Annotated in this window: 14 protein-coding genes; 8 read left to right on the forward strand and 6 right to left on the reverse strand. The window is 51.2% G+C overall.

Annotated features, from left to right (window positions below):
• Positions 1-211: 211 nt before the first annotated feature.
• Together repB and repA are read right to left on the reverse strand one after the other, a co-directional pair.
• The gene (gene repB / locus ABLQ08_RS27130; protein ID WP_352949043.1) at positions 212-1,201 is read right to left on the reverse strand and encodes a plasmid partitioning protein RepB; all 990 of its coding nucleotides are present in this window, start codon (positions 1,199-1,201) and stop codon (positions 212-214) included.
• The gene (gene repA, locus ABLQ08_RS27135) at positions 1,201-2,397 is read right to left on the reverse strand and encodes a plasmid partitioning protein RepA (RefSeq protein ID WP_352949046.1); all 1,197 of its coding nucleotides are present in this window, start codon (positions 2,395-2,397) and stop codon (positions 1,201-1,203) included. Before repA ends, repB begins: the two co-directional genes overlap by 1 nt.
• Between repA and ABLQ08_RS27140 the strand changes: the two genes are divergently transcribed.
• Positions 2,396-2,689, forward strand: coding sequence for a hypothetical protein (locus ABLQ08_RS27140; RefSeq protein WP_352949048.1), 294 nt, complete (start codon positions 2,396-2,398; stop codon positions 2,687-2,689). The two genes, repA and ABLQ08_RS27140, sit on opposite strands and share 2 nt — an antisense overlap.
• A gap of 134 nt (positions 2,690-2,823) precedes the next feature.
• On the opposite strand, the gene ABLQ08_RS27145 is transcribed toward ABLQ08_RS27140, so the two are convergent.
• Positions 2,824-3,426, reverse strand: a complete 603-nt coding sequence (locus tag ABLQ08_RS27145; RefSeq protein WP_352949051.1) for a methyltransferase type 11 — start codon at positions 3,424-3,426, stop codon at positions 2,824-2,826.
• Between the two features lie 78 nt (positions 3,427-3,504).
• Complete coding sequence (locus ABLQ08_RS27150; RefSeq protein WP_352949054.1) at positions 3,505-4,749, reverse strand: DUF3560 domain-containing protein; 1,245 nt, start codon at positions 4,747-4,749, stop codon at positions 3,505-3,507.
• 384 nt (positions 4,750-5,133) lie between these two features.
• Between ABLQ08_RS27150 and ABLQ08_RS27155 the strand changes: the two genes are divergently transcribed.
• From ABLQ08_RS27155 to ABLQ08_RS27165, 3 genes are all read left to right on the forward strand, one after another.
• Positions 5,134-5,511 (forward strand): DUF2065 family protein, encoded by a 378-nt coding sequence (locus tag ABLQ08_RS27155; protein ID WP_352949056.1) that lies wholly within the window; start codon positions 5,134-5,136, stop codon positions 5,509-5,511.
• A gap of 383 nt (positions 5,512-5,894) precedes the next feature.
• The gene (locus tag ABLQ08_RS27160; RefSeq protein ID WP_352949058.1) at positions 5,895-6,557 is read left to right on the forward strand and encodes a hypothetical protein; all 663 of its coding nucleotides are present in this window, start codon (positions 5,895-5,897) and stop codon (positions 6,555-6,557) included.
• A 443-nt stretch (positions 6,558-7,000) separates the two neighbouring features.
• Complete coding sequence (locus ABLQ08_RS27165; RefSeq protein WP_352949061.1) at positions 7,001-7,462, forward strand: hypothetical protein; 462 nt, start codon at positions 7,001-7,003, stop codon at positions 7,460-7,462.
• A gap of 132 nt (positions 7,463-7,594) precedes the next feature.
• Here ABLQ08_RS27165 and ABLQ08_RS27170 read toward each other — a convergent pair whose 3' ends face one another.
• Together ABLQ08_RS27170 and ABLQ08_RS27175 are read right to left on the reverse strand one after the other, a co-directional pair.
• Positions 7,595-7,795: a hypothetical protein gene (locus tag ABLQ08_RS27170; protein WP_352949063.1), complete on the reverse strand. Its 201-nt coding sequence runs from the start codon at positions 7,793-7,795 to the stop codon at positions 7,595-7,597.
• 70 nt (positions 7,796-7,865) lie between these two features.
• On the reverse strand, positions 7,866-9,749 hold the full coding sequence (locus ABLQ08_RS27175; protein WP_352949066.1) for a ParB/RepB/Spo0J family partition protein: 1,884 nt from the start codon (positions 9,747-9,749) through the stop codon (positions 7,866-7,868).
• A gap of 662 nt (positions 9,750-10,411) precedes the next feature.
• Here ABLQ08_RS27175 and ABLQ08_RS27180 point away from each other — a divergent pair.
• The 4 genes from ABLQ08_RS27180 to ABLQ08_RS27195 are packed head-to-tail and all read left to right on the forward strand — an operon-like array spanning position 10,412 to position 12,946.
• Complete coding sequence (locus ABLQ08_RS27180; RefSeq protein WP_352949068.1) at positions 10,412-10,960, forward strand: GNAT family N-acetyltransferase; 549 nt, start codon at positions 10,412-10,414, stop codon at positions 10,958-10,960.
• Positions 10,957-11,592 carry an aspartyl/asparaginyl beta-hydroxylase domain-containing protein gene (locus tag ABLQ08_RS27185; RefSeq protein WP_352949070.1) on the forward strand — a complete coding sequence of 212 codons (636 nt, stop codon included), beginning with the start codon at positions 10,957-10,959 and terminating at the stop codon, positions 11,590-11,592. The genes ABLQ08_RS27180 and ABLQ08_RS27185 overlap by 4 nt, the downstream gene beginning before the upstream one ends.
• Complete coding sequence (locus ABLQ08_RS27190; protein ID WP_352949073.1) at positions 11,589-12,512, forward strand: radical SAM protein; 924 nt, start codon at positions 11,589-11,591, stop codon at positions 12,510-12,512. Before ABLQ08_RS27185 ends, ABLQ08_RS27190 begins: the two co-directional genes overlap by 4 nt.
• 23 nt (positions 12,513-12,535) lie before the next feature.
• Entirely contained in the window at positions 12,536-12,946 is a 411-nt protein-coding gene (locus ABLQ08_RS27195) for a hypothetical protein (protein ID WP_352949075.1), read from the forward strand.
• Positions 12,947-12,951: the final 5 nt, after the last annotated feature.

Below are 12,951 nucleotides of genomic sequence, written 5' to 3' on the forward strand. Positions count from 1 at the left end.
GGAAGCAGTTCAATGCAGCCGGTCGTTCAAAACTTTGATGCGAGACAAGCAAAAAGGCGCAAGAAACCGTTCTCTGCCGAAAGACAGAGCTTGCTTTGCGCAGCAAGTGGCCATAGAATCAATGTTGCGACACAGAGATCATGAGCACTTGTGCTTATCTCATTTAGGACCCGCCCTTGTGGCGGGTTCTTTCATTAAAATCGGCTCTTCATTAGCCCTCCTTCCCGCGTGTTTTCTCGAATTGGCGATAGAGCTCTTCTATGCTTCCCTCTAGCCAATCTGCGAATTCTGTTTCCTTGGACGGTATCTTGAGAACTTTGCCACTTCGCGTTGTTTCCGCGATGCAAATTCTTGACCCATTAATGGAATACTCCGTCGGATCAGGTGCTGATTTGGTGCTCTTCCGCGCTCTGCTAGAGGAAGCAATTTTGATCACTGCATCGAGACGATCAGAAGAAGCCAAATTTTTGAACTCTTCAGAATCTACATAGTCCACGATGCGCTGTTTTGATGATGCCGATTTTTCGAAGAGCTCCAGCAGCTTCATCCACTTAGGACGACCTGCATCTTTCGCTCGACCTATTGCGATGACAATTTGCCCAGGTAGGCTGTCTGTAATCTTGAAATAGCGTGATACATCAGCCTCCGAGGTACCAAGCACCGGTGCCATATCTCGTTGCTTGATACCTGCCTGCTTCAGTTGTACGGCCCAGAGTGCTTTTTCTATCCAAGACAGGTTCTCACGGACACCGTTTTCGAGCGATTGTTCGCGAATAAGCTCAGCATCACTGAGCTCTCGCACATGTGCTCGTATAAACACTTTTTCAGGTGTCGGCGATGAACTCACTAACTCTTTGATTGCATTCCAGCGCCGATGTCCATAGGCCAGCTGATACTCGCCTGGTTTCTCGGGGTGTGGGCGCGCTAAGACCGGAAGTTTCTGGCCTTCCTGTTCAATAGAATTCCGAAGTTCAGCGAGTGCTTCCAAAGCCTCATCATCGTCATTCAATCGATCACGATACGGAGAAGGATGAAGTTTTTTCGGGTCAAGCTGAATGACTGTATCTGCTGCCAGCTCGCTAAGAGCTTTGCCAGCACTGCCAATCACCGGCGAACTTTTTGCCGGACGACGTGGTATTGGAGCTGCCGCAGAGCTCTCTCGGGACGAATTTTGAAGCTTTGTCAGAATGGACTTTTTCATCAGATCCGCCCCCATTGCTTGTGAATGAGTGAGAGGATTTCAGCGTTCACCTTGTCGACGCTCTCCAACGCTCGCTTCAAAGGTTCTCGGCCAACTTCCCCAGGTTCCAATTCATATAGCGATTTCTTCGCCACGCCCGCGGCTGCGACTGCGGTAGACTCAAGTGCATCTGCAATCATCACGTCATCTGCGAAGATCTTACGCACAACCGCCGACATGAACTTTTGCGGTCCATCGTTCGGATTCACTCTGGTCATCAATACTCGGAAGAACTCATGACTAAATTGAGCGCCGTAGGCAGCGAGTGTTTCCGACAATTCTGAAAGCATGATCAAAAACTGATTACAGGACGCAACATCAAGCATCGCCGGATGCACAGTCACGACCATACCAGTGGCCGCATACAGTGCTGCCAATGTTGAATATCCAAGAGACGGCGGTGTATCGATAACTACAACATCATAGTTGTCTTCAACAGTCGCAATGGACCGCCGCAGCCGTTCAAAAAATAGGCCCATGTCGTCCCGAGAACCTGACGTCAATGCGGCTGGCGTTTCAAACTCGAAATCCATGAGCTCGAGATTTCCAGGAACCAGATGCAAGTTAGGGAAGTATGTTTCCCGTATCACTTCTGCCATCGGCCGACGTGTTGTGTCGTAATTTAGAGCCGCGTACGCGGTTTCGCCTTCACCTACATCGAATTCGGGCTGCAACCCAAAGGTGGATGTAAAAGACGCTTGAGGGTCCAAGTCGATACAAAGAACCCTATAGCCGTGTATTGCGAGATAGTGCGCTAAATGCACGCTGGTTGTTGTTTTGGAACTACCACCCTTGAAGTTTGAGGCGGCAATAATTTGGATCGCCTCCCCTTCTCTACGGTGGGGAATTAGGCGCAAAGCATCGTCGGGTCTAAGTTCCGCCAAGAACACGCGGAGCTGATTGATCTGCTCGAGCGTGTACATACGAGTACCATTTTTTGCGCGCTGTGGTTCCGGTCCTTTTCCCTCTATCGATAGAGTGCGAAGCGTGCTTTGCGGTACGCCGAGAATTTTCTCAACGTCGGCAGTGGTGTAGGTCCGCATGAAGGCCTTGTGCGCTTCAGGCGGATAAAGCTCAGCCCTGAGTTCGTGCAGTTCACGAGAAAGTTCCGCCGTATAAGCGGCGATCTTCTCCGAAGTCGCATCTGATGCAATCATGAAACTCGAACCTGATCCTTGCGTGACGACAAAAGACAAAAATACAACGATTTGGCGTCAGGCTTTCACAGCGCTGCGATTCTTGCAAGGGAAAATGGGTAAACAAAACCTTAACAGACCAGGTAACTATCTGTATAAACTTAGTGAATCAAAATGTGGTGTAAAACATGAGCACTACATCCTCATCCAGAACAGTGGCGCACGACAGCAAGATGTCAAAGCACGAATAATCTTGCCAATTGGCAAGTTTCATCGCAACCAACTGAAAAATATGATTATTTACGAATCATAAGAACACCAAAGAGAATTTCTCAATTTCATGGCTCAAGAAAGCATGGGCCTAAAGGGCCCATTCCGATTCGCAATTCTTCACCGACAATAGATGAAAGACACGACCTAGGTTAGCGACTAAATCGCCTCACTGCCTTAACGCTCAATCCGAACTATCTTTGTTCGGACTGTGCACATCGAAAACGTGTCTTCAGGCAATGTCTCAAGCGTCTCCGCGTCCTCGTGCTCGTAGGTGATGGGCACGAGAGCGACAAGCGCGGCGGGTTCGTCGTGACCGTTCCGGCCCAAAAGCGACAAGGCGGCTTTGATGTGTTTGCGCACCTGGGAGAACGGCGGGTTCATGATGATGCGTGGAAACTCAACCTTGCCTTTGACCTCTTCCGCATAATCCAGAAAACACGCCTGAATGACCGGAACGCCAAGCTTACCAACCTGGGCCGCAAGTTTGTGATGCCTTTCGACTGCGCAAATTTCATTTTGACTATGACCGCTTGCCAGCAAGGCCGATACCAGCGCGCCAGTTCCGGCGCTCGGTTCCAAAGTGTTATAGTCTCCCTGCGGTCCAAGATATTCGACCATGCGGCGAGCCACCGCGAACGGCGTCACATGGCATTCGCTGAATTTGTCGACAACAAGCGGCTCGTTGATTTCCGGGGCTTTGGGAATGGCCCGGCTGTTGCGGCGCTGAACCGTAATGAACATTGGTTTGCTGGGGCGCGAATAGACTGATTTCTTCATGACTGACTAACCTGGAAACAAATGTTTGAGTTCTGGGAGGGGGGTAAAAATTTTTACCCCCCTCACCTGTCGGATGGTTCAAGCGGCTTCGGTTTGTGCTTTGAAGCCATCAGGAGCAGGGTGAACTTTGCTGTCTGTGAGGAAGACGGCGACGCGTGGCGCGGAATAGCCCGGCCCTTTGTATTCGGGATCTGGAGCAACCTTAAAACGGAAGTTCCCGCAAACACTGTTTTCCACCCAGCGAGACTCTTTGTGGACCGCGCTATATTCAGCCTTGGTCATTTCAACCTGGCGGAACTTTCTTTCTTGATCGTTGTAGCCCCGACTAGGCGAAACCAGTTCCTCCGCTCTGAAATTCAGGATCGGCGGCAAGCCCGGCTTCTTTGCTGGTACGGTATAACCGACCGCCTGCATCAGATCGCGCCATTCGTCCGCGCTCAAATCCAGCGTTGTTGAATTGGCGAGGTGAAGCGGCAACGTCACTGAGCTGGTCAACTCAAAGCCTCTTTCGCTGGCCTTGCCTTGGGGCTTATGGGCTCCGTGCTCACGGGCAAAGCCCTGCAGGATGACCGGCGTCAACTCGCCTTCGTAGCGCTCAACCGATCCCAGCAAATCACGCTCGTATGCGAGGCGGTTTAGAATGTGATCGATCCAGCGGCGGCGGGATTGGTTGTCAATGATGGCCTGCGAATTGCGCATGGAAATGTCCCGCAATTCCTGGGCGGTCATTTTCCCCTCACGGAACGCGCGTTGATGGTCCCAATAACAGAGAGAGCCACTTTTAAGGTGCATGCCGGAAAACTTTTCGATTGCTTCGTCTGACGTCGCTTTTTCCCAAAACTTCAAGCACATGGCCGCGTGGTTGAGAGTGCGTTGGCATTCCCGCAGATCAGCAAGCAAAGTTTTGATACGGTTTGCCCTGACGCGGGGATTGTTCTTCATGTTGGCGAAACGCTCAACGCCAGCAGCTTTCCATTGCCAATACTGAACCAACTTTGCAGCCCTGACAGATTTGTCCATGGCGTTGTGCATGCGCTCTTGCGTCTTCCGCGCCTTGCGCTCCGAGTGATGCCCTACAAGGATAGGCTGGCCCATATAGAACGCTTGGCTTAGATCGTCGGCGGCCTTCATGAATGCGTTTGATTCACTGTCCCGCTTATCCGCAAGAGCGTCCAGGCGCTCGGCCTTTGCCTCGGCCCTCTCTGCAATCGTGGTCATTTCCGGGTCAATCTCGCCAGCAAACTCAAGACAGAAGTCTTCGCGGGCAGGGGTCCATTTCGGAGCTACGAACAATTGCTGTTTCGGTGCCCACTTGAAACCCATTTCCCTAAAGCGGGCGTATGTTTCCGCACCAAGCCTGTAGTCGGCATAGATACGCAGTTTGTTGTCTTCCGGGCTGTAAGTTGCTGTGAAATTGTCTTGACTCATTGGTTTGCTCCGTTTCCTGACTTCGCCGTGTTGGCTCGTTTCATTTTCCGCGTCGTCGGAAACGGGGGCGGCGGGTCAAGGACCGGAAGCGGGGAGGGGGATCACCCGCGCGCACAAGCGGAGCGCGGAGCGTGGGGAAACCCCGCTGCAGGCCGCGGAGCGGTTTATCCTTGAACTGACGGGGGGCGGAGCCCCTAATAGGTGATATGACCGGCTCTCAGCCGGGCCGCATTTGTTTGACTGATCAAACCTCTAGACGGTTCGAAGGAACTCACTCCATTGACCGAAACCATTGCAATCGTTGCCGGGGCGTACCTGGTTGTCACTGGACTTGGTTTACTCATTTCCCCAAGGTCCTATCAGAGCATGATTCAGGATGCGTCATCTGCCGACCCGATATTGTTGAACCTCTCGGGCATGGTTCATTTCATCCTGGGCATGGTCCTATTGGTACTGCACTTCAGGTTCGCAAGCCTATTGCAAACCATGGTTTCGGTGACGGGTATTCTGCTGGTCAGCAAGGGGGCGGCATTGATCGTGCTACCTGATCTAATCCGGAGAAAACCTAATCGCATGTCAAACACGCGAGTAATTTCGGCAGTCGGTTTTTTGATCTATGGTTTCGCTCTGTTCACGATGACTGCGCTCGCCATGTGATATGACCGGCGTTTAGCCGGACCTTCTTCCGAAGGAAGGAAGCGGGTCAGGTTCGGAGAAGGAACGCGATCGGGCCGGACTGCCGGCGCGATCCTGTTGCTTTGGAGGACCTGGACCGCGCGCCGCAGGGCGCAGCCCTGGCTAAAGGATCAGCCCGGCCGTCAGGGCTGGTCCATTTCAAATCAGAGGTCCCTTCTCACTCAAAACATGCCGCGCACAAGCAAGGAAGCCGTCAGCGCGTACAGGGCAGCATGGTGCACAACCATTCCAATACTCTCTGACTACACTCGCAACCTTCTGAAAGATAGGCTATCATCACTGATAGTGCTCTATTAAGTCACATAATTGCCAAATACTTTCCATCATGAAGAAGGAATCGCACTTTGTCTGCAAGCAGAGGAGAATCGGCACTAGAAACGACAGCGCAGGAGATCTTTAAACTTCTGAAACGGCTATTTGACGCAAGAAATCAACTTCGCTCTAAGATATTCACGCAAAGAGTCGACCCTTTAATTGAACAAATTCGCTTGAGCCACTCTGAATTTACCTTTGTTATTGCCGAGTTAAAAAAAATCCTACTAAAGCTGACAAAGATAACGAACGAGCGCACCAATGATTTGAATGCAGAACTCGAAAAGTTAGAAACTCGAATTGAAGACGTTGTAAACCGCAGAAACGAAGGTCGAACATCGCGAAGAGAGCTTTTCTCAGAAGCAAATGTGCTACTCACCAAGATGAACAATGCTCCAAAGCACGAAGCCCTCGTACTCAGTGACGAAGAAACAAATTGTCTCAGAAAATTTTTCTCAGAGATACAGACATACCTGTCAAACTCGGAGCTAATTTACGCCCATGATCTTGGTAATTACTTACGGGTAGTTGATCGATTAGTCAGCAGGGCGATACGCAATGGATTGGACAAGAATCTTGAATCTGATTGTGAACAGTTAATTGACTCCTTGGAGAAGTATGAAGCCGATCGCGAGAAACGCTGGTTGCTAATATCCGAGCAATACGCGAATCTCAAGCACTCACTCCCACGGTGAGGCTTGGTTTTTGCAGTACATCACGTGTCTTGACGAACACCACGCGCCACAGTCTCATGGGAGTTATCCGGGAGCGGACGTTGAAACACTTTTGCCTCGTCCCAGCGTTCGGTGCAAAAGTTATGATATTTGCACCAGCACTGGATTTTACGCTTGCCTTGTGACCTGGAACATCCGGAAAATCACAGCTCTTCGTTCAGCCCGATCACTTCACATCCGCTAAACCTCATCACAAGATGTGGATTTCCTTCATATTCCGTATATTGTGAGATGAAAGAAGGTCAACAACTAGGGAAAATCAATTACTTACCAAAGCATTTTCGATTTTGGCTGCCGCTTCTTTGATGCTACTTACGGTGTCCATTTCTTATGGAGAAGAAGTTTCGTTTCGGTCGCACGACATAAACGAGAAAATATCTTTAAAGCATGCTTGGACACGGTTTATGAAAGTATGCGAATTGGCTGTATCCGATCCTTCGGGCTACCTTGCCACCTTACCTGAAACTGGGCTTTTCGGTGAAAAAGTAAGAGCAGAGCATGGTGATGGAAGTCTTATAACTGCTGATATTATGAATGGCCGCATATGGGAATCTGTCGTGATTGCTCGTGTCGGCGACAAAGTAGATATAGATTGTCACTTTCACTTTAAGCCACCCGAAAAAACAAGTGCCAAGGAGATGGCGCAGCAATTTCTGCAAATACTCAAAACCAAACCAGATTGGGAGTATGTCGGCGGATACGGCGAAAGAGACTTCCCGAGTTTCACGGGAGGTCAAAGTGTTAGTAAATCTAAAGCCTACCAATACAGTTTATTCAATGTCTGGGGTCGAGAGGATGTTTCGGTTGAGGTGACACTCAGCAAGTATCAAGTTTATTTGGGTGTATCTGCTATATACAGGAAATAAATGCGCATATTTTCCCTTTTTGATTTTTCAAGTCATTGATCATGGTTTCGTCTCTGGTTTCAAAAAGTGCGACCCGGCCAAGCTGGGGGAAGTAGCTCTTGGCCGGGTCTTTGTGAAACCCCTTATCTGGTTTCAGCCAAGCCCGGGAGGCTGGTCCGCATCTGGTTGAAACTCTCTAGATAACTCCGGGGCTCCGTATTCGTAGGCCATTGAAAGGGAAGAGCACTCTTTCGGATCGCCGCTCTCGTAATAGCCGTAAACAAGATAGGTAGTGCCGTAGGATTCTTGCAGTTCCCAAATTTGTTTTCCTGCAATGTCCCGAATGAGTTTCATGGCTATCAGCCTTGAGAGAAAATGGCCTGCCCCGCAGGAGCTAGGGCAGGGCAGGCCGAGGGGGGCAGCTCTACGCTGCCTCTTTGATCACTTCATCCGATACAGGGGGCTCGATGGTGAAGTGCATCATGCTTGGTACCCAGCCGGTTCCGGCTACCTTTTCAGCGGCGTAGGCTGCGGCCTCTTTCTTCTTCATCTTCAGAACCGGCGCGGCGGCTTCTTCGCCACATGCCTCAACAAGAGACTGATGGATCACATCGACCTTGACGCGGGAGAAGTAGTTTTCGGCGGTCGGCTGGAAATGATCGGTGATGGCAACGCCAAGGGCTTCACCGATACGGTCACCGTGTTCGATACCGAACCTGTTGTAACCCACGCCTGAGTCAATGGCGTTGATGGTCTGAGCAACGCAGAACGCTTGCAGCTCCAACAGGGTCTTTTGCGAGGCGTTCAAGCACCAGTCCCAAAGTTCGGCCGGATCAACCGGAAGGACTGACTTCCAGCTTTCGCGGGTCCGTTCCAGTGCGTCCAGATCTTTGCATTGACCGGCGTCCTTGATCTGGCTTTCCAGACAGGCGCTATCAAGACTGATTTCAACGCTGCCATTGTCGCGGGCCGCACCCCATTCATAGAGTGTCTTGATCGCCATGGAATGGACGGCGACGGCCAAGGCAACGTCAGCATTCCTGGCAAGTTCCAACCGGAGTGCTGCGGTCTTGCGAGCGGTCAGCTCGGCCAACAGGGTTTTCGTGTGGGTTGCTGTTTCTTTGACTTCCTCGCCACCAGCAGCACATGCCGCATTGCTGGCTTGATTGTCCTGCGGATCGATCAGGCCACGCTCTACGCGCAGATCGCCTTCATAACCGATTGAGATGATCACACCGCACAGGGCTTTTTGGTCATCCGAGTATTGAGCAACATACTTCGCCTGCAGGTCTTCAAACGCCTGATCAGCAGTTTCATAAGCTGTCCGGTCTTCTTCGTCACCGGTCTGATTGAAGCGTTCGGCGGCTTCATCACTCAGCTGTTCCAAACGCTCAAGCTCTGCCTGATCCTCTTCGGAATATGCAGGCTGTTGCGGATACTCCCGGCCATAGGACTGCAAATCATAGTAGTCAATTTCCGGCTGATACCGGACCCACTTCCAGCCCTCGGCGGCAATGTCGATGGAAGCGGCATCGATCTTGTCAGCCACCATTTTTTCAACGAGGGCCACGTCTTCAACGTACCCACCATCCTGATCCGTAAACAGATCGCAGATGACAGTCCCGCCAGCGTCCCGAACTGCATCGAGGCCACCGAGATATTTGATCCGTTTGTCGGATGCAGGAATTTTCCCATCTGTCAGGGCTTGACGGATATCGCTACCGTGGCGGTAGTATTGCGGCAGGGAGTTCCAAACCCGTTCCTGCGCCTCGTGATCATCGCTGACGGTGAATGCCTGAAGCTGGGAAAGCTCCATGTCTCCCTTTTCATAGAGTTCGAACAGGACCGAAGAAACACGGGCAAGTTTCAGGCGCCTGGAAACGATCAATTCTGTTTCGCCAAAATGCTTCGCAATGTCCTCAACAGACTTCCCGTCATCGGCAAGGGTCTTGAATGCCTTGAACTGGTCTGCCGGGTCCATGGCAACGCGCATGACGTTTTCGGCAAGGCTGATTTCTGTTGCTTCGTCTTCGCTGCGGACCTGACAAGAGATTTCGTAATCTGCGGTCAACGTACCTTCATTGATCAGGTGTTCCACGGCGCGGAAACGGCGACCGCCACCGGTCACGAGATAATGGCCCCGCTTTTCCCCCGGACGGACAATAAGGTTCTGCAGAATGCCCTTTGCTTCAATGCTTGCAGCCAGTGAGACAATGCTGTCCTGATCGACTTTCGTGCGCACGTTTTTCGGATCGGGCGCCAGCTTTTTGAAAGCAACTTTGATTTCTTTGGTAGTGGTCTTGGTCATTGGTTTAGCTCCTGATTCCTGAAACTCACCGGATCGGCTCGTTTCCTTTTCCGCGCCGTCGGAAACGGGGGAGGGCGGTCATGGACCGGAAGCGGGGAGAGGTATCACCCGCGCGCACAAGCGAAGCGCGGAGCGTGGGGAAACCCCGCTGCAGGCCGCGCAGCGGTTTATCCTTGACCGGCCGGGGGCGAAGCCCCGCTTGCAGATTGGATGTCTGGCGCAGCCAGGCCGAAAATTGCGAAGCAATATGCGCGAGCGATCGTTACTCGAATGAGCCGAAACGAATGCGGATTGTGGCGCTGGAATGTCTTGCCGGCTGGAGGCTCTTTGAGACTTCTGCCGGCATTAGATATTCCCGGCAGAATCCGTGTTTGGTTCGGTGGAGGCCGCAAAGCGGCTGGAATAGAGCGCGGTCCCCTTGACGCGTCCTCTTGCAAAAAATCTGGAATCGGAGCTTTAACCGCGACAAATCGAGTTCAAAAACTGCGGTGGTAACTGATTGGACAATTTAAATTTTTTGGGTCGAGCGCAGGAACTTATTAACAAATTCTCAATTTCTCAGTTTCGCGTATTGATTAATAAAAATTCCTGATAATACCATTGCGTGTATTCGACTTCACAGTTTCGTCGACGAATCAAGTTGACCGCAGGAGGTTCGCAGCATGCTTGCACAAGAGGAGGTCGACAGCGGATCAAGCTACAAGTCTTTGCGATCTGTTCGCATTCGCCTTGCTGAAAATGAAGAAGACTTGCTTTCCCTTCGACCGCTTTCGCAAGCATTCCATTCAGAAAGCCGCTATTCCAATGTGCCCTATAGCTTTGAAAAGCGAGATACACTCTTTCGACGAGCGATCGATGAGCCCAAATATTCCGGCCTTTTGATCGCAGAACGTGACGGTAGGGCGATCGGCTTTCTGTTTTGTACGGTTGGCGAATACATCGTCGGGACCGGCGATCTCTTCACAACGATCCATTCCTTCTATGTAGACCCGAAGCTACGCGGCACACTTGCTGGCGGCCGTACGGCAGCTCGCCTGCTTCAGGGGGTCATCAAATGGTCAAAGGTTCGAGGTGTGGACGAAATTCTTGCGCATGTAACCTCCGGCTTCGATCTCAAACGCATTGACCGCTTTTTCAGGCATGCCGGGTTCAAAACAATTGGCGGTAACTACGCGCTTTCTTTGCAAGTGTCAGATGGAGCTTCCGGATGAGCTCGCATGCTTTCTTGGATCTTAGAGCACTCGCACGTGCCCGAAGGAATCCAATTGCAAAGAAACTTGGGTGCCTATCCGAAGAGGATTGTGAACGTCTCGCTCGCTACTACGAGGACAATCAAGGCGAAAACATCCTCTTTGAAGCGATGCAGGACAGAGTCTCCCGTGGTCTGGAAATCGAGAACCCCGCATATTTGTCGGAAAACTATGCGCAAGTCGCTTTGCAAACTCAGGTGGCATCTGAAGAATGCGTTTCCAGTAATCCGAACCTCGACAACTGGCTGCCATTGGATAACAGTCTCGTGACATTGATTACTGATCGGATCGGTCCTGCCTACCGGATGCGTCTGAGCTGCCTTGCTGAAGGTGCCGAAATCCCGCGTCATGTTGATGACCCTCGGCAAATCCGTGTCATTGCTGTTCTCCGCGGCAGCCATGAGTTTACTTTTCATTTGCGTGACCGCGATCAATCCATTGCCATGACCAGAGGGGAACTCTGGCAGGTCAATACGGCTTTTGAGCACAGCGTTCGCAACACGGGGAAGATCAGTCGCATCGCTTTGCTCGCAAACTTAGCGGAACAGACATCACATACTTATCCGGGTGGACGAGAGGGGGTGGCACAATGATCCCTGTACGAAAGCTAGAACCATCTGCAAACACTTTTGAGACCATCGTTGTGGATGTGACGCATCGCTGCAATATGACTTGCGCAAACTGCTATCTTCCCGACCGAACCAAGCCCGACATGGACATTGGTCGATTGAAAGAATTTCTGCTAGCACTTCCGTGCAGAACCAATATTCGAATTGCCGGGGCAGAACCAACCCTGCGCAAGGATCTTGCCGAAATCATTGCCATCGTGCGTGAAGCCGGGCATCGAGCTGTTCTCCTGACCAACGGCTTGCGACTATCGCATCGTTCTTATGTCGAGGAGCTGCGTTCAGCAGGGTTGCGCCACGTCTATATTTCACTGAACGGCGCCGACAACGACGATTGGTATGAAGCTATCGATGGCATGCGGTGCGCAAAAAAGAAGCTCAGCGCTTTGGACAATGCCATGGCCTCACGACTGATTGTGAACACGGGAACTATCCTGGTTCGCGGCCTGAACGAACAAGCCGTATCTCGATTGTTGAACCGCGTTGCCAGTTACCAGGCGCGACACGCCTTGTTGCGCTTCAAGAACGTAGGCGCGATCGGTCGTTACGACCAGACTGCAGAAGAAAAAAACCTGACGCTAGCGGATCTTGAGCAAATAGCCGGCCAGGCAGTCTGTCAACCGTCGGATCGAATCCGCAATTACAACAGGTTCAAGGGCAAAGTCGAACCAGCGACCCGCTTGTTTCCGGCAGACATGACATCCGAACCGGGGCAAGGGCTTTGGATTAAGCTGACAGATTGGCAGGCGAATAGAACCGGCATGATAGATGCAGGCTCACTACGTCGTGGACGATTGACCCACGATTTCAAGGTCGCACCGTTTTTTGAAGACTTGAGAAATTCTACGCCTCGGCAACACGAGGGCAGGCCCAGTCGGTCTATCTGAACCGCAAAATTGAGGGTTAGTTGATGGCAAACAAGCAAATCAGAATCCCAAAACTTCCTCCAAACGACGAAACCATTGTTTTTGGCCCGGAAACGATTGACGGAGAAGAATACCTTCTAACCGGAAAAGACATCAACGACACCGTGCTGTCTATTCGAGCAAATGCTGAAGACAAGAAAAAGTTGTCTGACCGACTAATGAAGCAACTGCTTGCTGCTTACTGCGGTCACGAGCGGCCAGAGCCTGATGGCACAGAATATGAAGTCTTTCAGAAACATGCTTCGAACGACTGCTGGACTTCAATTGTTCATTTTGCACCAGACACTTACGTAATGTTGAGGTGGCACACACTTATTGATGATCCATCGATAACAGAATTCACCTCTCTACACGAGATTAAAATAGAACATTTTCCAAGCTTTTCTGAAAGGTAATACTC

The sequence above is a fragment of the Roseibium sp. SCP14 genome (assembly GCF_040329475.1).
Classification (GTDB): Bacteria; Pseudomonadota; Alphaproteobacteria; order Rhizobiales; family Stappiaceae; genus Roseibium.